The organism is Rhizobium sp. NLR8a (genome assembly GCF_019685235.1).
Classification (GTDB): domain Bacteria; phylum Pseudomonadota; class Alphaproteobacteria; order Rhizobiales; family Rhizobiaceae; genus Rhizobium.
In genome coordinates this window covers 139750-160323 of sequence record NZ_JABDWI010000013.1, presented here as the reverse complement: position 1 = coordinate 160323, position 20574 = coordinate 139750, and the positions used below count along the sequence as shown (strand labels likewise).

Below are 20574 nucleotides of genomic sequence, written 5' to 3'. Positions count from 1 at the left end.
CCCGCGTCTGATGAACGTGCCTCAAAATTTCGGACATGAAAAACCTTCCTGAGAGAAACATCGAAATCAGTTCTTATGAATACGTATAATGGGTGACGCCGGATGATTACCTTGGAACGGCTGGATTAATATTCGGTTGCAGTGCAGCACTGGTGCACGCCGTCAGACGCTTGTTTCGATGCTGAAAATCGCCGAAAAACCGGGAGGGCTGCCGGCGGAGCGCGGGTCTGAGTGCACTCCGTTAATTTCCGTCAACCATTGTTAACGAGAAGTTAACAGCTTATTGACGCACTGCGCAAATCAGTTTAACCACCGAGTCAACAGTTATTTCCCACCCCGTATTGCGTAGAAACGCCACCGGCAAAAGGCGGTGAATGGAGGTTTGTGTGACCCGCACCACATCCGTTTCAGACACTTCATATGCGTATCTCGCGACGCTTTCGCGGCTTGATCTAAACGGCGACGGCGTGTTGAGCCGCGGCGAGCGTGCCGCCGATGAGAAGCCCGGCATCATCAAGGAACTCCTGGAGGAAGACATGGGCAGCGAGACTCAGCCCAAATTTTCCGGCAGCCTGATCGCGCTGATGATGGATACCCACGATAGCGGCACGACAAGCAGCATCGCCGTCCCCTATCCGCTGCAGCAGACCGCGTCGGAAACCGGCAGTCAATCCGACGATCTCTACCGCAAGACCTACGGCCAGTTCGATTTCGACGCCGTTGCCTGACACTGTCACAGCGCACGTGATCTAAAGCCGGCCCGTTGGCCGGCTTTTCTCTTTGGATGCTCCGCAGAGGAACACCTTTCGGGTTGATACGTTCAGAAGAACAACCGGAGGGAAGGAGATCTCCATGAAAGCCATGCGCTTCATCGCCGCCCTGAGCCTGCTGGCGGCTGCATTGCCGGCAAGCGCTCAGGACAAGCAGACGGCGGTCGCCAACTTCGTCGGCAAGGACGGCAAGGAAAATGGCCGCGCCCAGTTGACGGCCGCCGCCAATGGCGGCGTCCTGATCGAAGTGGAGATATCGGGGCTGCCGGCGAACAAATGGGTGGCCTTTCATGTTCATGAAACCGGCCGCTGCGACGCGGCGAGCCATTACGAATCGGCAGGTGGTCATTTCAACCCGGACTCGGCCGAACATGGCCTCCTTGCCGCCAAAGGGCCGCATGCCGGCGACATGCCCAATCAATATGTCGGACAGGACGGGGTGCTCAGAGCGCAGATCTTCGACGGCATGGTCACGCTCGATGGCAAGAAAGATGGCATTCGCGGCCGCGCATTGATGGTGCACGCCAATTCCGACGATTATCGCAGCCAGCCTTCCGGTGACGCCGGGGAAAGACTAGCCTGCGGCGTGGTCGAATAGGCCGACGAGCGCCCCTGCGCTGCAGCGTTTCACTGCCGTGTCGGCTTTTCCGTCGCCGTGCCGTTGGACCTTTTTCCTAGCGCGGAACTTCCACCGTCCCGCACAGCGGTCGGATCGCCCTTTTCATCGAAGGCAAGTTTTACCCGCTTCACCATGTCGCGGCTGACCTGCCACCAGTCACCGGTCTTTGCCCAGTAGCGCAGCGTTAGCGATATCGTGCTTTCACCAAGGCTGTCGATGAAAACGTGGGGTGCCGGTGACGCCAGCACTCTTGGGTTACCTTTGGCAATGCCCATCAACGTCTCCATCGCCAGATCGAGGTCATCCTCACGAGAAATGCTGATTTTCAGGTCGTTTTGCCGCGTAGGTTCACGACTGAAGTTGGTGATCGGCGTGTTCCACAGCGTCGAATTTGGCGCCAGCCGATAGAGCCCGTCGCCGGTTCTGAGTTCCGTGGCGAACAATCCGATCTCGCGCACCGTGCCGGCCACGCTGCTGGTTTCGATATATTCGCCGACGCGGAACGGCCTGAGAATCAGGAGCATGATGCCAGCCGCGATATTCTGCAGTGTCCCTTGCAGCGCCAGCCCGATCGCCAGGCCGGCTGCACCGAGGGCGGCGATGATCGAGGCGGTCTGGACGCCGAATTGGCCGAGAACGGTGATGAACACCAGGATCAACAGCGCATAGCGCACCACGTTGGTGAAGAAGCGCGCCAGGGTCTCATCGATGCCATGGATGCGCGACAGGCCCTCATAGGCCCAGCGGCTGACAAAGCCGGCCAGCGTCCAGCCGATGACGAGCAGGATCAACGCCCCGAGGATCGAGAAGGAATATTGGACTGCAAGTGCGCTTGCCTGGCTGAGTGCCGTGCGGGTGGCGAGGAGGACGTCGGCTGCTTGTTGTTCCATGATCAGGCCTTGAGAATTGTGCATGGGTCGAGGCCAAGATGGAGCGGACGGCAGCAGCGTCAACTGCAGGCGTCGTCGCGGATCGTAAGCAGGAAGGGTGCGTTGCCATCGGCGTCGGCACCGCGGCCGATCGCCTTTACGGCCGCCACCAGCCGGCCGCCGCGGTCAAGCAATGTGTCGCCGATCTCGATCAGCCGGGCGTTCGGCGTCGCGAAAGGCGAGGCGGCGCGCAACCGACAGGCAAGTCCTTCCTCGTCCTGATCCGGCGCGATCGACAACGCTGCGATGAGTGCCGCGGCCGGCGATCGCGACACGCCCATCCAGCAATGGATGAGCAGCGGGGTCTCCTGCCGCCATGATGCGGCAAACTCGATGATCGCTTGCACATGCGTTTCGTCCGGCGCCACGAGACCGCCGGTGCCCTTGAACGCGATGTCGTTCATCGAAAGCGTCAGATGGCGGTCGGGGGCGATCACACCCGGCCGGTGAAAGGTCTGTTCTTTGGCGATCAGGCTGATCATGTCGCCCGCCTTGTGGCGCACCGCCATTTCGGCGATACGCGAGAGCGGCGAGACGACGATGAAGCTCACGATACCATCCCCCGCTCGGCCTCGATCGCCGCAAAGCGCTCGCAGAACAACCGCTGTGCTTCCAGCGCCGGCAAAGGTTCGATCATCAGCATCTCCTTGCTGATGCCGCGCGGCTGGCCGAAGAATTTCTGCGCCTCGGCGGGCGTGAAACCGGCAAGGACTGTTGCCTCGAAATAGGCGGCGATCGTGTCGGCCTTCTTGATCCGGTCCTTGAGATCGCCCGACGGATGCGGCGGCAGGCCGAAGCGCAGATGCACGGCGGCCTCCAGCCGCATTTCCACCGCCTTGTAGCCGCCGCCGACAACGGATTTGAACGGCGAGATCATGTCGCCGATCACATATTCGGGCGCGTCGTGGAGCAGCGCCATCAGACAGTCCTCCGGCCGCGCATTGTTGAAGCGGCGGAAAATATCTTCGACGACGAGGCTGTGCTGCGCCACCGAAAAGGCATGATCGCCTGATGTCTGGCCGTTCCAGCGTGCCACACGCGCGAGCCCATGGGCGATATCGATGAGTTCGACATCGAGCGGCGAGGGGTCGAGCAGATCGAGCCTGCGCCCGGACAGCATGCGTTGCCAGGCACGCGGAGCTTTGGCCGTCACGCGCTGGCCTCGTCGACGCTGGTGGGGAAGACAAGCCCGGACCATGGCGGCAGGGCGAGGGAAACCGGCGTTTGGCCGGCCAGCAGCGGCGTGCCTTCCGCCATCGCGGCACCGGCGCGGTCGATTCGCACGATCGCAAGCCCGCTGCCGCCCTCGACCGAACCGAGTGTCCCCACCGGCTTGCCGGCGGCCGTGATCTGCGTGCCCATTTGAGGCAAGGTCGTTGCGGCGGACACGGTGACAACGCGACGGCGCGCGGTGCCGCGGTGCTGCATGCGCGAGACAACCTCCTGGCCGACATAGCAGCCTTTCTTGAAGGAGAGGCCGTCATTCAGATCCATCAGCACGTCATGCGGGAAGGCATCCTGTAAGGCGAAGTCCGATCCTGAGGTGACGATACCATGGCGGATGCGCAGCGCGTCGTAGAGTGACGGCGCATCATCGCCATGCCTTCCTGCCCGGCGGCGCAGCGGGACACCCGCCTTGGCGAAGCGGCTGTCTCGAGCACCGCCGATGCTATCGGCATCCTCGCCCCAGCAAACGGTAATGCCATTCTCAGCGACGGTCGTAAGCGTAATGGCGGCCCGCAGCTTGTACATCGTCAGCCGCTTCGCCAGCGCTTCGCACTGGCCGGCATCCGTCTCGATCAGATAGCCGACGCCGTCCTGCCAGACCATGAAGTCGAACAGGATCTTGCCCTGCGGTGTCAGCAGTGCTCCGGGCCGCGCCTCGTCCGCGCCCAGGGAAATGACATCGGTGGTGATCAGGTTCTGTAGGAAGGACTGGGCGTCCGCGCCGCCGACGGAGAGCAGTGAGCGGTCTTTCAGGAATACGGCTGGCATGGCGGAACCTGTCGCGTTGGTCGTCGCTCAGAGGTATGACTTCGTAAAGCGGATCGCAAGGTCATGCGACATGCCGCGGGGCGGCGTCAGTCGCCCGCCGTGAAGAATTTCCACTTGCCGTCGGGCGTAATGCCGAGGCGGTAGAAATTATATCCGCCGAACTCCTGCATGTCGGAAAGATCGCCGGCGGTGACGATGCGCAGCAGCTCGACTCGCTCCGGCGGGGTCAGCGACTTCAGATCCTTCTCTGCAAAATAGGGCCAGACATACATGTCGTCGGCTGTGCCCTGGCCGACATGAACGAAACCGGTCGAGACGATGTCGAGCATGATGGCGAGAATTTCGTCTCCGTCGGGATCGCCGGAGAGATCTTTCAGCGTGCCGATCGGGTCGTCGCTCGCTTCGCCCACCGTCACCTGCGTCTGGTCTTTGCCAGCGCCCATCAGCGGCCGCAGCCGTTCGAGGTCGCCGGAGGCGGCGGCCTCGACGATCTGTTGCCGCATTTTTCGAACCGGCTCGGGCGCCTTATTGATGTCGTAAATCACCTCGACCGGCTTGGATGCGTCCTGGGCACCCGGCGTCTTGTCAACGCCCTGATTGTTCTGGCTGTTGACCAGCGGCTCCGCCATGGGAACGCTGGGAGTTGTGCCCTGGGTCTGGTTCTGCCCCTCAGCACTTCCCTGTGCGGGCGGCGCGTCGCTGGGGGCCTGGCCGGGGATCTTGTGGAGTTCGGAAAGCGCGTAGGCCGAGGGCGCAAGGAGGACGGTGCCGGCGGCAAAGCTCAGCGCAAGCAGCACCGGCGCGAGCCGAATTCGCGAAACTTTCTCTTTACCGATGCGCATCGAACTCTCTGATAGTAATTATTGCAGGGTGCGGTTGGCGGAAAATTCGCCGGCAAGCATACGGTCGCGCAGCGAATCGAGCAGAGCTTCGGCGCTGTTTTCCCCGTGCAATCGAATGGTTTCGCGCAGGGCATGCGCGATGGCGGCATCAGCAATGATCTCCGGTTCGATCCCGTCGGCCATGCCGTCGGCCCAAGCCTCGTTCTGGTACTCCAGAGCCGCCTGCATCTTTTCGTGGACGATCATGTCGTCGATGTCGTTGAGGCTTGCTTCCATTGTCTTTTCCTCAGAACTTCTCATGTCTTACTGCACCGTTAATAACACTAACAGCCTTTTCCCAAAACGACACGTCCGCATGCGAAAACAGGTTAATTAAACGTCAATTTCCAAAGCGCGAGGTAATTTCTGTGGCGAGTGTTGCACCTTCGTTACGGTAGCGCTCTTCTGCCACGATGGCCGCCGGGGTGCAATCCGTGTAGACGGACGCGAAGGTTCGGTAGCCGCGATTGAAGGCGGCGGTGAGCCTTTCCTTGCGCTGCGGTTCGTTGCCTGTCTCCGAATCGAGCAGTTGCTTCATGCCTTCCCGCCACTCATCCCCGCCCGGCGCCTTGCAAAGCGTTCTCAGATAATGCACCGAACCCAGCACTTCGGCGAGCCGCGCCAGCTTGTCGTCATAGGGCACGGTCGCGACCGGCGGCGCAATCTCCTCCTGCGCAGGCGCCGTATTCTTGCCCTGCGCCATGGCAGGGCCGGCAAGCACGAGCAGAGACAGGACAACGCGTCGAACGGGAATCATGCTTCCAGTTGATACGTTGAGCGTGACGGCAACAAGGCGCCCTTGAAAGTTTCCACTTCTATTCACCGCCCGCCAGCCGTTCCGCGCATTCGAGCACGCTTTGCGGCACAGGCAGCCGCCGGATCTCCTCCACGGTATACCAGCCAAGCGCCGCCGCATCGTCGGCGGCTTCCGCCACCATTTCCCGGTCGGCGTCGACGCAAAAGACTGACAGGAAGAAATGACTCCTAATGCTGCCATCTGGCCCATGCGTCTTGAGGTCATAGGTTGAAAACAGCCGCGGATTATGCGCCGAGATGCCGGTTTCCTCGCGGAACTCCCGCAGCGCCGTCTGCTCCGGCGTTTCGCCCGGCTCGGCGCGCCCGCCGGGAAAGGCATACATGTCGGCAGAGGGCGGGTTGCGTCGCAACACCAGAAGGAATCGCCCGTCGCGTTCGAGAATGGCGGAGGAGGCGGCTTTGGCGGTGGAGGTCATGGCTGCTCTTGCTGTGACGGCCTGTTCGATCTGACGGGCTGATGATTGCGGGTCGCGGCTGCGGGCCCTGCCCGATTTTCGTGTGGGATAGCGCCCGAGACAACCCCCAAAAATCTCCGCAGCGGTTCCTGAGATAACGATATCTGTGCAACAAGAAGTCAAAATATTCGAAAGGGCTTTGCGTGACCTATCTCATTTACGCCTTTGCCGCCGTTTTCGAGATCGCCGGCTGTTTCGCCTTCTGGGCGTGGCTGAAGCTTGAAAAGCCCATCTGGTGGCTGGCGCCGGGCATGATCTCGCTCGCGTTTTTCGCCTGGCTTCTGACGTTGGTGCCGAGCGATGCCGCCGGTCGAACCTTCGCAGCCTATGGCGGCATCTATGTTCTCGCCTCGCTCTTCTGGCTGTGGCTGATCGAAGGCCGCGTGCCCGATCGTTATGATATCGGCGGCGGACTGATCTGCCTCGCCGGAGCGAGCGTCATCCTCTTTGCGCCGCGAGCCTGAAACACGTCACGCAAAAGCATGCAGTACGCCTTGACCGGACTCGGGCCGGATGCAAAGACGGGCCGATGTGTGGACGTTTCGCCCTGACAAGTTCCAGCGCCGACCTGCGCAACTTCTTCTCCGGTCTCGATCTCGACGATTTTCCGGCGCGCTACAACATCGCCCCGACGCAGCCGATCCTCGTCGTCATCGCAGGCGAGGGCAGGGAGCGGGCCAGCAACCTGCCCGACCGGCGCGCCGTACTCGTGCGCTGGGGCTTCACGCCGGGCTGGGTCAAGGACCCGAAGGATTTCCCGCTGCTGATCAACGCGCGCGCCGAGACCGCGATCGGCAAGGCCTCCTTTCGGGCGGCGATGCGTCATCGACGCGTGCTTATTCCGGCCTCAGGTTTTTACGAATGGCAGCGCCCGTCAAAGGAGAGCGGCCGCAAGCCGCAGGCCTATTGGATCAGGCCGCGCCGGGGCGGGGTCATCGCCTTCGCGGGACTGATGGAGACATGGTCTTCGGCCGACGGTTCGGAGGTCGATACTGGTGCGATCCTCACGACGTCAGCCAATGCGGGCGTCTCCGCGATCCACGATCGCATGCCTGTCGTCATAAAACCGGAGGACTTCTCGCGCTGGCTCGATTGCAAGACGCAGGAACCGCGCGAGGTGGTCGACCTGATGCAGCCTGCTCAGGCCGATTTTTTCGAGGCCATCCCGGTTTCCGACAAGGTCGACAAGGTTGCCAATATGGGGCCGGACCTGCAGGAGTTGATCGTCGTCGAAACACCGCTCGAGGCGCCTGCGAAACAAGGGCCGGATCACGGCCAGCTCAGCTTTTTCTAAAAGCGGGACCGGCCGCTTCCGGCACGGCCGCTGTTCGGCTCACCCGCGATGCTTAAGGCAGGTCACGAGAGCCATGCCGCAGTCTTGGGATGACGCCATGCCGGATGGGCCAGAAACCGAACGTGAAGCGCGGATGACTGCTGTTCGAAGCTCGGCGCTTCAAGCGGATTTCTTGACGCTGTCCGGCTTGTTCTTTGCCATCAGCGATGCGGCGGCAACGGCCTTCAAGCCGACCGGGCGATAGTTGGCGGCGAGGTCTGGCTTGGCCGCCTGTTGTTCGCCGGTACTGCTCTTCTTCGAAGTCACGATACTCTCCTTGCGTGTTGCTTCCCTGGGTATTTTGTAATTTTGCTTTTCGTCGGAAATAGCGACAAAACGGCGGCGTCGCTTATCAGGATTTGTGAACGCCCACCATAATTCGCGAGGCTTAACTGAAGCCTACGTTGGTTAATACTTACTGAAGGTAGCGGTTCCAAAAAAACCGCAGAGCGGTTTTCCCCGGGAAGACGCGTGGGCGTATGTCCGGGAACAGGCGACAACAGGGAGAGAAGCAATTCCGTGGCCCGGGAGAATCCGGAAGCGCGCGCAGGTCAGATGTGCCGGCCGATATCGTCGTCGCCGACGCCGGGTTCTTCGATCGTCAGGGTTCCATATTTCCGCCGCCATCTGCGAGCGCCGAAGGGAAGGGAGACGAGGTAGGCGGCAACGGTGAAGACCATTACCTCCCAGGTGTAGCTCATCAGCAGGGCCACATAGAGCACAACACCGAGCATCATCGGCAGCACCAGATCGCGCCGCAAGCGGTTGCCTTCAGATTTGCCCGACCAGACCGGCAGCCGGCTGATGAGCAGGAAGGCGATGGCAACGGTATAGACCGAAGAGAGATAGGCGAAGGTGCGGTCCGTCGCCAGGCCGAGGAAGCCGAGATAGACCGGCAGCAGCACCAGCATGGCGCCGGCCGGCGCGGGAACTCCGACGAAATATTCCGATTGCCAGCTCGCCTTGTTTTCGCGCTCAGCCATGACATTGAAGCGAGCAAGGCGAAGGCCGGCGGCGATCGCATAAATCAGCGCGGCGATCCAGCCGAGCGAGCGGGCCTGGTCGAGCGCGAAGACATAGACGACGAGAGCAGGCGCAACGCCGAAATTGACGATATCGGCAAGCGAATCCATCTGCGCGCCGAACTTCGAAGTCGCCTTCATCAGCCGCGCCACGCGCCCGTCGATGCCGTCGAGGAAGGCGGCGAGCAGCACCATTGCGACGGCGAGTTCGTAACGGTTCTCGAAAGCGAGCCGGATGCCGGTCAAGCCTGCGCAGATCGCCAGAATGGTGATGAGGTTCGGAAAGACGAGGCGGAACGGAATCTCGCGCAGGCGTGGGCCGCGGGCGGAATCATCCGGGCCGTTTGGCTCGAAAGGCGGAAAGGGTGTTTCCATGTCGCGTTCCAATCGTTCCTTGAGCAATTCCGGCAAAGGCGCGGAGGTTCCGCGCTTTAGCTGCGGCGGCTGATGACCGGACCCTTGGCGGAGGCGAATTCGGCGATGACGGTTTCCCCGGCAATCGCCGTCTGACCGAGCGAGACGCGTGGCGCCGCACTGGCGGGCAGGAACACGTCGAGCCGCGAGCCGAAACGGATCAGTCCGAAACGTTCGCCGGCGTCCAGCGGCTCGTTGGTGTTTGCCCAGCAAAGAATACGCCGCGCCACGAGGCCGGCAATCTGCACGACGCCGATCTGGCCGTGCCGCGTTTCGATCACCAGCCCGTTGCGCTCGTTGTCCTCGCTCGCCTTGTCGAGTTCGGCGTTGACGAAGCTGCCGGAGCGGTAGTTGATGCTGACGATGCGCCCGCGCATCGGCGCCCGGTTCACATGGCAGTTGAAGACGTTCATGAAGACGGAAATGCGCAGCATCGGCTCGGAGCCGAGGTCGAGCTCTGCCGGCGGGGTCACCATCTGGATCGCCGAGACCTTGCCGTCGGCGGGAGAGATCACGAGATCGTCGTCCTGCGGGGTCACCCGATCGGGATCACGGAAGAAATAGGCGCACCAAAGCGTGAAGATCATGCCGATCCAGAAGAGCGGCTTGAAGATCCAGCCCAGCACCAGCGATGCGACGAAGAAGGCGGCGACGAAGGGGTAACCCTCCTTGTGCACGGGCACGATCGTGTTGCGAACCGTGTTGAACAGGCTCATGGCTGCCGGTCTCCTTGCTTTTCGGTTTTTGCTGGTTAGCGAAAAACCAGCTCCTGAGCAATGCTGCGACCCTGGCCCTGGTTCCGCCGTCGTGGTTCTGAACAACAAAAGCCGGTAACGCTACCCATCGACTAACGTAAATGTGGAATCGCTAAGGTTTTATGATCCCACTATGTAGCTTTTGACCGGCTTCGGCCCGATGCGGACATCGGCTAGGATTTCCGCAGCAACAGAAAGCTGCCTCGAAATTGCTTGCGAATCGCATAAGTACGTGCTTATGTGTTCGCATGATCGAGAATGACTTTTTCCGAGCTTTGGCAGACCCGACCCGCCGTGCGATCTTTGAGAAGCTGGCGGCAGGGAGCATGAACGCGAGTGCCTTGCGCGAGGGCATGGAGATTAGCCAGCCGGCGATGTCGCAACACCTCGCGGTTCTGCGCAGTGCAAAGCTCGTGAGGGAAGAACGACAGGGGCGTTTCGTGAATTACGAAGTCAACCCCGATGGGTTGGCTCTCATCGCCCAGTGGCTCGCAAAATACCGCGCCTATTGGCCGGAGCGTATCGCAGCACTCAAAGTCTTGCTGAAGGACATGGATCAATGAACAAAGGGAAGACCAAGGAGCAGGATAGCGGCGTCGAGTTGGAGTTTGACTTGGGCGATCCGCCGCAAAAGGTCTGGCGTGCCGTCACCGTTCCTGAACTTCGGGAAAGATGGTTGCCGAAGGAAGCATTGGCTGATCCCGATGCGATCACCGTCACCCCGGGCCAGGAAGTTCGCTACAAGCTGCGTGACGATACCCCGCCTTTCCTTGAAAGTATTGTGACATTCACGATCACCCCGAATGCCATTGGCGGCACCTGCCTTCGGATCGTCCACCAACTGACGGACGCAAGATTCGATGGAAGGACAAGAGCGCCGGCGAACGGCAACAGCCCGCCTCTCATGCTCGCCGCCTGACCCGGCGAGCCTTCCCCTTAGCTTCTGAAAGTCTGGAGGTCGCCGATGCGCGAAGCGATGCAACTCGTCCCTATGGTCATAGAACAGTCCAGCCGGGGGGAGCGATCCTTTGATATCTATTCCCGGCTTCTGCGCGAGCGGATTATCTTCCTCAATGGCGAGGTGAACGATACCGTTTCGGCGCTCGTCTGCGCGCAACTGCTGTTTCTGGAAGCGGAAAACCCGAAAAAGCCCATCAACCTCTATATCAATTCGCCGGGCGGCGGCGTGACCAGCGGCCTGGCCATGTACGACACCATGCGCTTCATCCGTGCGCCGGTACATACACTTTGCATGGGGACGGCCCGTTCAATGGGATCGTTCCTGCTGATGGCAGGCGAACCCGGCGGAAGAGCCGCATTGCCCAATGCCAGTATCCTCATTCATCAGCCCTCCGGCGGCTTTCAAGGACAGGCTTCCGACATGTTGATTCATGCCGAGGAAATTTTAAAGACCAAGCAACGCATGACGCGGCTCTACGCGGAGCATTGCGGACGTTCCTACGACGACTTTGAGCGCGGGATGGATCGCGACCGCTTCATGACGGCGGAGGAAGCGCTTGAATGGGGTCTTATAGACCGTATTCTGAAGGTTCGGGAAGACACCAGCAGCCTATAAGCCGTGCCGCAAAAAAACGATTGCTGAAGATCGTTCCAGCGATTCCACATTTACGTTAGTGGCTGGGTGACGCTACCGCCTCCCGCTTCAGCCTGCCGGGGCAAGCCGCGTGATCACGCCCATCTCGTCGCTGTCGCGCACCTGCTTCAGATGCTCCTCCGCCTGCGTCGCCTCGCGCTGGCGGTTCCACATCGAGGCATAGAGGCCGTTCCTTTCGAGAAGGGCGGCATGCGTGCCACGTTCGGCGATCTCGCCGCTTTTGAGCACGATGATCTCGTCCGCGCCGATGACCGTCGAAAGCCGGTGGGCGATGACCAAGGTCGTCCGGTTCTTCGAAACCACGTCGAGGGCCGTCTGGATTTCCCGTTCCGTCGTCGTATCGAGGGCCGATGTCGCTTCGTCGAGGATCAGGATCGGCGGCGCCTTGAGGATGGTGCGGGCGATCGCCACACGCTGTTTCTCGCCGCCGGAAAGCTTGAGCCCGCGCTCGCCAACCTTGGTATCGAAGCCTTCGGGCAGCGTCTCGATGAAATGGGCGATCTGCGCCACCTCGGCCGCCGCAAACACCTCGCCATCGCTCGCCGACGTGCGGCCGTAGCGGATATTGTAGGCGACCGTGTCATTGAACAGCACGGTATCCTGCGGCACCATGCCGATATGAGAGCGCAGGCTCTTCTGCGTCACGGTGCGGATATCCTGGCCGTCGACGGTGATGGTGCCGCTCTGGATATCGTAGAAACGGTAGAGCAGGCGCGACAGCGTCGATTTTCCGGCGCCCGACGGCCCCACCACCGCGACCGTTTTGCCGGCCGGCACCTCGAAGGAAATGCCTTTCAGGATCGGACGCGCCGAATCGTAAGCGAAGTGTACATCCTTGAAGGAGATCGCGCCCTTGTGGATCCGAAGCTCGGCCGCGCCGGGGGCATCCTTGACCTCCGCCTTCACCTCGAGCAAATCGAACATCTGCTCGATGTCGGTCAGACCCTGGCGGATTTCGCGGTAGACGAAACCGATGAAATTGAGCGGCGCGGAAAGCTGCAGCAGCATCGAATTGACGAAGACGAAATCGCCAACCGTCTGCTCGCCGCGCTGCACCGCCAGCGCCGACAGCACCAGCATGATGGTGGTGCCGATACCGAAAATGACACCCTGGCCGAAGTTCAGCCAGCCGAGCGACGTCCAGACGTCGGTCGCCGCTTTCTCGTAGCGTTCCATCGACTTGTCGAAGCGTTTGGCCTCCATCTCCTCGTTGCCGAAATATTTGACGGTTTCGAAATTGAGCAGAGAGTCGATCGCCTTGGTGTTGGCGTCAGTGTCGCTGTCGTTCATCGAGCGGCGGATGGCGATGCGCCAGTCGGATGCGCGGATCGTAAACCAGATATAGGCCCAGACGGTAAAGGCGGTGACGGCAAGATAGGAGAAGCCGTAGCCCCACCAGAAGATCACCGCCGTCAACAAAAATTCGATGACGGTCGGAACGGAATTGAGGATCGTGAAGCGCACGATCGTCTCGATGCCCTTGGTGCCGCGCTCGATGATGCGCGACAGCCCGCCGGTCTTTCGCTCCAGATGGAAACGCAGCGACAGCTCGTGCATGTGCACGAAGGTCTTGTAGGCGAGCTGGCGCACCGCATGTTGCCCGACGCTGGCAAAGAGCGCGTCGCGCAGCTGGTTGAGGCCGAGCTGGATCAGCCTGGTGACGTTATAGGCGATGACGAGGGCGATGGCGCCGGCAAGGAGCGGCGGTACCGCGCCGCCTGCGAGGTCCATCCTGCCGTTCAGTGCATCGGTGGACCACTTGAAGAAATAAGGGACGAGCAGCAGGACGAACTTGGAGATCAGCAGATAGACCGACGCCCAGACGACCCGCATCTTGAGGTCGGTTCGCCCGGCCGGCCACATATAGGGCCAGAGGTTGAATAGCGTCCGCAGCAGGTGTGATTCCGAAACTGTCTTGCCGTTTGCCATGCCGTGTCTCCAGTCCGGATGATTTGCTTCGATGTCCGGCAAGGCGTAGGGCAGGGGCGCGCCTGGCGCGCTTACCTGAATCCCGAACCGCCACCGGCAGATAGGGCGTCGGATCGAGGAATGCAACACGTACAGGGGCCGGGAAAAGTGAGACCGGGCGTTTCTCCCGCCCGGTCTCATCATGTCGCGTTGCGCTTAAGGCGCTACCTTTTAGAGGTGCTGCTTGGAGAGCCGTTTGCGGTGCAGTTCCTCGGCGTTCGGCAGCGCATCCTTCGGCAGGCCGAAAATCTGGCCGGGACGGATGCGATCAGGGTCGACGATCTTGTCCTCGTTGGCGATGTAGATCGTTGTATAACGCACGCCGAGGCCGTAGGTGCGGCGAGAAATCTGCCACAGCGTGTCGCCGCGGCGGATGATGACCGCCGCATTGTTTGCCGTCAGCGGCGCCTGTTCGATCGTCTTCGGCTGATTGCTCGCAGCATCGTTTGCGGTGGGCGCGGCCGGTGCGGGCGTGTCGGTCAGTTCACCGATGATCACACCCAACCCGTCGAGCCCGGCGCCGACCGATTTTGCATCCTTCGGCAGATCCTGCAGCATTTTCAGCGCCTTGGCGGCGGTTTGCGAGGAGGAGCCGGAGGCCTGCTTGAAGCTGTCGGACGCATCGGCTGCCGGGCGGAAGTCGGCGACAGACCGCAGCGCGAATTCCGTTGCCGAGCGCGCCGCCGCCAGCTGTTCGTCGCCGGGCAGCTTGCCATCGGCAAACAGCCCCTTCAAAAGCCCGAACGCCTTGCCGGCTTCGGCCTTGAGTTTGCCGAGTTCACCTTCGTCGAGCGGCACCATCGAGGAAGCACCATTTGCATCGGCGGGGCCGGCTTGAGCAGCAACCCGCACCTGATCGCCGGCCGGGCGATTGAAGTTCACCGCGGCCCGCACGATCACCTTGCCCGCGGGATCGACGACGTCGACGCGAATCTTATGATCGCCGACCGAAAGGGCCGCGACGCCGTCGATGACGAAATGGCCGTCGGGACCGGCCGTGTCCTGGCCGACAAGGCTGTCGTCGGCATAACCGAGGACCTTGGCGTGGGCCCGAGCCATGCCCGCAATGAAGATCTTGTTGCCCTCGATCTCCACGGCGTTGACCATCACATCGGGCGCAGTGGCCTTGTCGGTTTCGCCAGCACCGGGAACAGCCGGCGCCGCGTCTGTCCCACCGGCGGAGGCGCCGGGCAGACCGGGCGTCTGCAGCGCCAACTCACCGGTCGGTGCTGCTGTTGCGGAAGGCGCGTCGGCTGCAGCGGGAGCAGTCGCAGCCTCGCTGGTTGCCGGCTTGTCGGCAGCCGGCGCCAATGGATTGGCGGCGTCGGCGACCTCGGTGCCGCCCGTCGGCGCCGTGATGATGCGGCTCGCCGCGCCGGGCTTGGAGACCATGGCGAGCAGGTTGGCGGCATTGCCGTCCTTCGGCACGGAAACGGTGGCGACTTCTTCGGAGAGAGCGGTCTTGCCATCCTTGCCCGTCACCTTGAGCACGAGCTGGTGGTCCCCGGCCGGAAGCGGGTCGTCGAGGACGGCGGCGAAATCGCCGCTCGGGCCGACATCGGCCGTCGTCACCACCTTTTCGCCGTCGAGTACTTCGAGCTTACCGTTCGGCTCGGCGGAGCCGGCGATGACGGTCGATCCATCAGGCTCGACGCGCAGGACGTCGAAGGCGGGAACCTTCGAGCCGGAATTTGCGGCCGCCGCGGTCGCGGCAGAGGCTGGCTCCGGCGCGCCGATCAGCGCAGCTTCGGCCTTGGCAATCGCGGCAGGCGCATCGGCGATGTTTTCCGGCAGCGACTGCACGATGGCGAGCGCCTTGGCACCGCCTTCCTTGGCCTTGGCGGCAATGGCCTGTGTTGCAGGATCGATGCCCTCGGGAACGGTGAAGCCGACAAGTGCGGTGAGCGTATTCATGGCCTTGGTTTTGGCGGCTGTGAAGACATCGGTGGCTGGGCCTTTGCCGTCGGCGAACAGCGCCTTCAGCTCGCCGAGCGCCATGCCGGCATCGGCCGAAAGGCGTCTAACCTGATCGCCGACCGCAGCCGAGTCGGCCACGGCAGAGCGTGATGTCTTTGCCGCTTCGTTAACCGTGTTCTTGAGCTCCGTGCCCGCCTGGTTGATGGCGTCGCCGACTTTGGATGCATCGCCGCCGATGCGCGGCATGACGAAGAATACCATGAGTAGGATTGCGATTACGAGCACTGCAAGGGCCAGCAAGCCGGCACGGTTCTTCATCATTATGTCTCCCAAGGCGGCAATTTGCCGTAGTAACCGAAATTGCTAGCGATTTCCGATGCTTTTCACAAGCATTCAACGCAATTTGGCAAGCTCGGCATGCTTCTTTTCAGTCAATTTTCTTGACTGCATTGAAATGGAATAGTTGTTTTGCCCTATGACCGAACAATCTGTACCGATTCGATCCATCTGCGTTTACTGCGGCTCAAGGCCGGGACGCGATCCTTCCCACATGGCGGCCGGGCGTGCTCTCGGAAGAGAGATCGCCGAATACGGCCTGCGCCTCGTCTATGGCGGAGGTACCAAAGGCATCATGGGCGCGGTTGCGAGCGGGGTGCTTTCAGGCGGTGGTCAGGTGACGGGTATCATCCCGGAATTTCTGATCGATATGGAAGCGACTCGCCATTCGCTCGGTCAGCTCAACGAACTTATTGTAACCCCTGACATGCACGCGCGCAAACATACGATGTTCGAGCGTTCCGATGCCTTCGTCGCCTTGCCCGGCGGCATCGGCACGCTGGAGGAGATCGTCGAGATCATGACCTGGGCGCAGCTTGGCCGTCATGAAAAGCCGATGGTCTTTGCCAATATCAACGGTTTCTGGGATCCGATGATGGAACTGATGCGCCATATGACGGAAGAAGGCTTCCTGCACACCGCTCATCGGGTGCAGCCGCTCGTCGTCGACGACGTCGCCGGCATCATTCCGGCAATCATGGCCCAGGCCGCCCAGCTCGCCGCCGATCGCGAGGGCGAGGACGAGGTGATCTCCAAAATGTAGGCAGGGTAGGAACCCCTGGCACTGACCAGCCTATCTCTATTCAGCTATAGGCGGAAACAAGCTCCGTCACCTGAGATCGCATCCATCGGTTGGCGGGATCATTGTCGCTTGCCGCCGACCAGACCATCGATATCGGGCTTACCGCTAGATCGAGGGGAACTTCGGCTATCGCCAAGCCGAACAGGCCAGCATACCGCTTCACGATTCTGGTCGGCAGGGTCGCGATCAGGGGCGCTTCGAGGACAGCGGTAAGCACGGTCAGGAATTCCGGCGCAGCCACCGACACGTCGAGTCGCACGTTGATCCGCTTCAAGGCATCATCGATGCATCCTTCGATGGCGTCCTTCTGTGAAACCAGGGCATGCTTGAGCCCGACATAGCTGTCGCGATCCAAAATTTCGGGAAGATCGAGAAGCTTCGGATTGTAGCAACACATTAGCGATTGCTCGAACAGCAGGCTCCGCCGATGTCTGTTGTTGCCGTCATCATAGCAGCCGACGCCGAGGTCGATGATGTTGTCGTCCAGAAGCTTGTGGACAAGCTCGGGGTCGACCGCTCGCGCAAGCACTTTGATACCGGGGGCTATCTCGTTCAACACAGCGGCGAGACGCGGCACAAGCAGCACCTCAAGCTCACTGGAAAAGCCGATGCGGAATATCTGCTCGGCTTGTCCTGGCTCAAAGGTCGCAGGCGTTACGATCGCCTGCTGGGTGTGGCTGAGTATCTGCTCCACCGCTTCGGCGAAACGCAGCGCCCGATGGGTCGGCTGCATGACCTGGCCGACACGCACGAACAGCTCGTCCTGAAGCAATGTACGGAGCGTGCCGAGATTGTGGCTCATGGCAGGCTGCTGGATTTTCAGGCGAACAGCAGCTTTCGTAACGCTCCGCTCCTTCATGAGCGCGTCGAAAGCCACGAGCAGGTTGAGGTCGAAAGACCACAAATTGAAATGATCGATGGAGACAATTTCGTTCATCGATTTGATCGTTGCATGAATCTTCCCTATTGTCCATAGGCATCAGACAGCGCTGTCCCCGGTTCCAATTCAACTCGAAAGGAAGTTCCATGAGCGATCTTGGAAAGGAATATCGTATTGCCGGCGCGACAGTGAGAAAAGTGCAGGAGCAGTATCTGCACAACATCCCGCCCTCGTTTCTCTACCCGGCTGCCGGATCTGAAGAGATCAAGGCCCTCGAGCCGCGGCTTTCCGCCGTCGATATGGAAGAGGGCCGCGATGCCCTTGTGGTGAGCATTCACAGCTGGCTTGTCACTACGCCCGACCACGTCATCCTCATCGATACTGGTTCGGGTAACGACAAGGAAAGGCCGCGCAATCCCGGCTTTCACCATCAGACCATTCCGTTTCTCGACAGGCTGCGTCAGGCGGGTGTAGAGCCCGAAGACGTCGACTTCGTCATAAATACCCATCTTCACGTTGATCATTCCGGTTGGAATACCGTGCTCGAGGACGGAAGATGGATCCCCACTTTCAAAAATGCGCGTTACGTCTTCCCGCGCGCCGAGCAGGAATATTACGCGTCGACGGCGAGCCACAACGACGTCAACATTCCGAGTGCCGGCGTCTATGAAGACAGCGTGCGGCCGGTGATCGAGGCGGGGCTTGCCGATGTCATCGACGGCGCAGGCGGTCCTTTCCTGGATCGATTTTCCTTCTTGCCGACGCCTGGCCACAGCATCGGCCATATGTCCGTTCTGCTCGAGGCGGACAATGAAGCGGCAATCTTCGCGGGCGATGTCACACACCATCCGATCCAGGTGGAGCGGCCCGACCTCAACACGGTCTTCTGCGAATTCCTGGATCAGGCTGCCCAGTCGAGACGCCGCATCCTCGAACTCGCAGCCGATAATCGCGCCCTGTACTTCTCCACCCATTTCCCCGGTTCGTCTGCCGGATATGTCACCCACGACGGCGAAAAATTCAGGTGGTCCTATGTCTAAGAACAATCTTGCATCTTCAGCTTTTGACCGCGGCGAGATCGTATTTGAGGAGCATTACATCAATAGCGGAACCGAAGGCATCAAGCTCTATCTCCGCAACAAGCGAAGGAAAGACCACGAGGACTTTCTCGCGGAGAAAACAATCGTGATGGTGCATGGGGCGACCTTCTCGTCCGGAAGTCTCTACGACGTACCCTTCAACGGGATGTCCTTCATCGACTTCCTCGCTCTTCGCGGCTTCGATGTCTTTGCAGTTGATGTCCGGGGCTATGGAAAATCAACCCGCCCGCCGGAAATGCAGGCGAACCCCGACCTCAACCCGCCGCTTGTCGCCACCGACACCGGCGTCGCCGATTTCGCAACGGCTGTCGATTTCGTTCTCCGGCTTCGCGGCCTGAGGGCCGTCAGTGTCTTCGCAATGTCGTGGGGCGGTACCGTTGCCGGCGCATACGCTGCGCGCAACCCAGACAAGGTCGTCAAGCTGGCGCTGCTCGCGCCGCAATGGCTGAGTGACGTTCCCATCCCCATCGATCAGGGTGGCGCCCTCGGCTCCTACAGGCTTGTTCCGGTCCATGCGGTCCTGGCGCGCTGGCTGGGCACCGCACCCGAATACGCGCGTGAACGTCTTGTGCCCGAGGGCTGGTTCGACCTCTGGGCCGAATTGACCCTCTCGGAGGAGACGTCGCAGGCCGACAGGGAGCAAGGCAGACTGCGAGCCACCAATGGGCCGATCCAGGACATCCGAACCTATTGGAGAGCTGGAAACCCCTACTATCGGCCGAGCGAGATTCGCGCGCCGGTGCTGCTGTTGCACGGCGAATGGGACATCGACGTTCCGCTTGACCTGGCTCGGGCCTATTTCGAGCAACTGACCGGCGCCTTCTACAGGCGATGGGTAGAAATCGGGGAGGCAACGCATCTCGCTCTCATGGAGAGCCACCGCATGCAGGCCTATTCCGAGATCGCCCGCTTCTTCGATGAAGCATTCAAACCGGAATAGAGTCTGAACGACGGGGCTCCGGTAGCGAATCCGGAGCCCTCGTCCTCCCTCAAGCCGGCAGCGTTCACGGCCATCAATCCAGTCGTTCCCATGACAATTCTGATCACCGCCATTTTGGATGCCGGACGAAGTGCCGTCGACATCGCGATATTCACCTTTCTGCCGCTCATGATCGTGACGTTTTCGCTGATGCGCTACCTCGAGGGCGTGAGTGCACTGCGATCGATCGCCGACAAGGCCAGCCCGCTCTTCCGACTTTTCGGTCTGGACGGTTTCGGGGCCTTGGCAATCATCCAGCTCAGCCTCGTCAGTTCGGCTGCCCCTGTCGCCGCCCTGTCGTTGATGGTGCACAAAGGAAGATCGGAGAAATTTATTGCCGCCGCCTTTGCCGCGGTGCTTGCGGCCGCACCGGCGAATGCCAGTTTTCCGCTCGCAAGCCTCGGGGTCGATCCGGGTTTGATCATCTTAAACGGCATTTGCGGAGCGCTCGTTGCGTCCACTCTCGCCTGTTGGATCGTTGGACGCCGTTCCTTGCCCGGAAAGATCTGTTCCTGCGACAGGGCGGATGACCGCGACGTCGCAAGGCATGATCTGCTGGCTGCGATCAATCGCGGCGGCGCGGATGCCATTGGCGTCATTTCTGCGATCCTGCCGATGCTCGTGATCTCACTTGCTCTGGTAAGGCTTACCCAGAGCACAGGCGCGCTTTCGGCCGTCACGTTTGCTGCGCAGCCATTGCTTCAGCTGCTCGGCGCCTCGCAGCAGGATGTCCTGTTCATCCTCACAAAGTGTCTGGCAGGATCGAGCGCAGCGGTCACGCTGTTAATCGACGCCCACAAGCAACTGAGCCTTCCGCCTGAGAAAATCATTCACGGATCCGCATTTCTGCTAAACCCTCTCGACCTTCCCGGCCTCTCCATCCTTGTCGCTTCGGTGCCGGCGCTCCGCTCGGTCGCAGGCGTCGCCGTCTTCAGCGCATTGGCCGGAATCCTCGTCCGCACAGCGCTGCTATCCTGGCTTTGAGCCA

General features: G+C 61.0%; 25 protein-coding genes. 11 read left to right on the top strand and 14 right to left on the bottom strand.

What is annotated here, in order from left to right; all coding sequences use genetic code 11:
- Positions 1-374 precede the first annotated feature (374 nt).
- Together HJC04_RS24390 and HJC04_RS24385 are read left to right on the top strand one after the other, a co-directional pair.
- Positions 375-728 carry a hypothetical protein gene (locus HJC04_RS24390; protein ID WP_210628478.1) on the top strand — a complete coding sequence of 118 codons (354 nt, stop codon included), beginning with the start codon at positions 375-377 and terminating at the stop codon, positions 726-728.
- A gap of 124 nt (positions 729-852) precedes the next feature.
- Positions 853-1368 carry a superoxide dismutase family protein gene (locus tag HJC04_RS24385; protein ID WP_210628477.1) on the top strand — a complete coding sequence of 172 codons (516 nt, stop codon included), beginning with the start codon at positions 853-855 and terminating at the stop codon, positions 1366-1368.
- 29 nt (positions 1369-1397) lie between these two features.
- Here the strand turns inward: HJC04_RS24385 and HJC04_RS24380 are convergent, their stop codons facing one another.
- From HJC04_RS24380 to HJC04_RS24345, 8 genes are all read right to left on the bottom strand, one after another.
- The gene (locus HJC04_RS24380) at positions 1398-2279 is read right to left on the bottom strand and encodes a mechanosensitive ion channel family protein (RefSeq protein WP_210628476.1); all 882 of its coding nucleotides are present in this window, start codon (positions 2277-2279) and stop codon (positions 1398-1400) included.
- A 59-nt stretch (positions 2280-2338) separates the two neighbouring features.
- Positions 2339-2869: a tyrosine phosphatase family protein gene (locus tag HJC04_RS24375; RefSeq protein WP_210628475.1), complete on the bottom strand. Its 531-nt coding sequence runs from the start codon at positions 2867-2869 to the stop codon at positions 2339-2341.
- A complete protein-coding gene (locus tag HJC04_RS24370) occupies positions 2866-3438 on the bottom strand; it encodes an HD family hydrolase (RefSeq protein WP_210631660.1) in 573 nt (190 codons plus the stop codon). Before HJC04_RS24370 ends, HJC04_RS24375 begins: the two co-directional genes overlap by 4 nt.
- A 29-nt stretch (positions 3439-3467) precedes the next feature.
- Positions 3468-4313, bottom strand: coding sequence for a folate-binding protein YgfZ (locus HJC04_RS24365; RefSeq protein ID WP_221147317.1), 846 nt, complete (start codon positions 4311-4313; stop codon positions 3468-3470).
- A gap of 86 nt (positions 4314-4399) precedes the next feature.
- Positions 4400-5155, bottom strand: a complete 756-nt coding sequence (locus HJC04_RS24360; RefSeq protein WP_221147316.1) for a hypothetical protein — start codon at positions 5153-5155, stop codon at positions 4400-4402.
- Between the two features lie 18 nt (positions 5156-5173).
- The gene (locus HJC04_RS24355) at positions 5174-5431 is read right to left on the bottom strand and encodes a hypothetical protein (protein WP_020920882.1); all 258 of its coding nucleotides are present in this window, start codon (positions 5429-5431) and stop codon (positions 5174-5176) included.
- A gap of 103 nt (positions 5432-5534) precedes the next feature.
- Positions 5535-5951 carry a TIGR02301 family protein gene (locus tag HJC04_RS24350; protein ID WP_210628472.1) on the bottom strand — a complete coding sequence of 139 codons (417 nt, stop codon included), beginning with the start codon at positions 5949-5951 and terminating at the stop codon, positions 5535-5537.
- 58 nt (positions 5952-6009) lie between these two features.
- Positions 6010-6426, bottom strand: coding sequence for an NUDIX hydrolase (locus tag HJC04_RS24345; protein ID WP_085859061.1), 417 nt, complete (start codon positions 6424-6426; stop codon positions 6010-6012).
- Between the two features lie 182 nt (positions 6427-6608).
- Between HJC04_RS24345 and HJC04_RS24340 the strand changes: the two genes are divergently transcribed.
- A complete protein-coding gene (locus tag HJC04_RS24340) occupies positions 6609-6929 on the top strand; it encodes a YnfA family protein (RefSeq protein WP_210628470.1) in 321 nt (106 codons plus the stop codon).
- A gap of 65 nt (positions 6930-6994) precedes the next feature.
- Positions 6995-7759 carry an SOS response-associated peptidase gene (locus tag HJC04_RS24335; RefSeq protein WP_221147315.1) on the top strand — a complete coding sequence of 255 codons (765 nt, stop codon included), beginning with the start codon at positions 6995-6997 and terminating at the stop codon, positions 7757-7759.
- Between the two features lie 159 nt (positions 7760-7918).
- Here the strand turns inward: HJC04_RS24335 and HJC04_RS24330 are convergent, their stop codons facing one another.
- The 3 genes from HJC04_RS24330 to HJC04_RS24320 all read right to left on the bottom strand — a co-directional run bounded on the left by HJC04_RS24330 (position 7919) and on the right by HJC04_RS24320 (position 10055).
- Positions 7919-8065 carry a hypothetical protein gene (locus HJC04_RS24330; protein WP_164517774.1) on the bottom strand — a complete coding sequence of 49 codons (147 nt, stop codon included), beginning with the start codon at positions 8063-8065 and terminating at the stop codon, positions 7919-7921.
- Positions 8066-8349: 284 nt separating this feature from the next.
- Positions 8350-9195, bottom strand: a complete 846-nt coding sequence (gene pssA, locus HJC04_RS24325; RefSeq protein WP_064801555.1) for a CDP-diacylglycerol--serine O-phosphatidyltransferase — start codon at positions 9193-9195, stop codon at positions 8350-8352.
- Between the two features lie 56 nt (positions 9196-9251).
- Positions 9252-10055 carry a phosphatidylserine decarboxylase gene (locus tag HJC04_RS24320; RefSeq protein ID WP_259665395.1) on the bottom strand — a complete coding sequence of 268 codons (804 nt, stop codon included), beginning with the start codon at positions 10053-10055 and terminating at the stop codon, positions 9252-9254.
- 182 nt (positions 10056-10237) lie between these two features.
- Between HJC04_RS24320 and HJC04_RS24315 the strand changes: the two genes are divergently transcribed.
- The 3 genes from HJC04_RS24315 to HJC04_RS24305 are packed head-to-tail and all read left to right on the top strand — an operon-like array spanning position 10238 to position 11565.
- The gene (locus HJC04_RS24315) at positions 10238-10552 is read left to right on the top strand and encodes a helix-turn-helix transcriptional regulator (RefSeq protein ID WP_184453300.1); all 315 of its coding nucleotides are present in this window, start codon (positions 10238-10240) and stop codon (positions 10550-10552) included.
- Complete coding sequence (locus HJC04_RS24310; RefSeq protein WP_210628466.1) at positions 10549-10908, top strand: SRPBCC domain-containing protein; 360 nt, start codon at positions 10549-10551, stop codon at positions 10906-10908. The genes HJC04_RS24315 and HJC04_RS24310 overlap by 4 nt, the downstream gene beginning before the upstream one ends.
- 45 nt (positions 10909-10953) lie before the next feature.
- Complete coding sequence (locus HJC04_RS24305; protein WP_210628465.1) at positions 10954-11565, top strand: ATP-dependent Clp protease proteolytic subunit; 612 nt, start codon at positions 10954-10956, stop codon at positions 11563-11565.
- 87 nt (positions 11566-11652) lie between these two features.
- On the opposite strand, the gene HJC04_RS24300 is transcribed toward HJC04_RS24305, so the two are convergent.
- Both HJC04_RS24300 and HJC04_RS24295 read right to left on the bottom strand, forming a co-directional pair.
- The gene (locus tag HJC04_RS24300; RefSeq protein WP_210628464.1) at positions 11653-13533 is read right to left on the bottom strand and encodes an ABC transporter ATP-binding protein/permease; all 1881 of its coding nucleotides are present in this window, start codon (positions 13531-13533) and stop codon (positions 11653-11655) included.
- A gap of 210 nt (positions 13534-13743) precedes the next feature.
- Positions 13744-15810: a LysM peptidoglycan-binding domain-containing protein gene (locus HJC04_RS24295; RefSeq protein WP_221123422.1), complete on the bottom strand. Its 2067-nt coding sequence runs from the start codon at positions 15808-15810 to the stop codon at positions 13744-13746.
- Between the two features lie 154 nt (positions 15811-15964).
- On the opposite strand from HJC04_RS24295, the gene HJC04_RS24290 reads away from it, so the two are divergent.
- On the top strand, positions 15965-16588 hold the full coding sequence (locus HJC04_RS24290) for a TIGR00730 family Rossman fold protein (protein ID WP_221123421.1): 624 nt from the start codon (positions 15965-15967) through the stop codon (positions 16586-16588).
- A 40-nt stretch (positions 16589-16628) separates the two neighbouring features.
- On the opposite strand, the gene HJC04_RS24285 is transcribed toward HJC04_RS24290, so the two are convergent.
- On the bottom strand, positions 16629-17564 hold the full coding sequence (locus tag HJC04_RS24285; protein ID WP_210628461.1) for a LysR family transcriptional regulator: 936 nt from the start codon (positions 17562-17564) through the stop codon (positions 16629-16631).
- A gap of 89 nt (positions 17565-17653) precedes the next feature.
- Between HJC04_RS24285 and HJC04_RS24280 the strand changes: the two genes are divergently transcribed.
- From HJC04_RS24280 to HJC04_RS24270, 3 genes are all read left to right on the top strand, one after another.
- Entirely contained in the window at positions 17654-18547 is an 894-nt protein-coding gene (locus HJC04_RS24280; RefSeq protein ID WP_221123420.1) for an MBL fold metallo-hydrolase, read from the top strand.
- Positions 18540-19547, top strand: coding sequence for an alpha/beta hydrolase (locus HJC04_RS24275; RefSeq protein ID WP_221123419.1), 1008 nt, complete (start codon positions 18540-18542; stop codon positions 19545-19547). Before HJC04_RS24280 ends, HJC04_RS24275 begins: the two co-directional genes overlap by 8 nt.
- Before the next feature lie 90 nt (positions 19548-19637).
- Positions 19638-20570, top strand: coding sequence for a hypothetical protein (locus HJC04_RS24270; protein ID WP_221123418.1), 933 nt, complete (start codon positions 19638-19640; stop codon positions 20568-20570).
- Positions 20571-20574 lie beyond the last annotated feature (4 nt).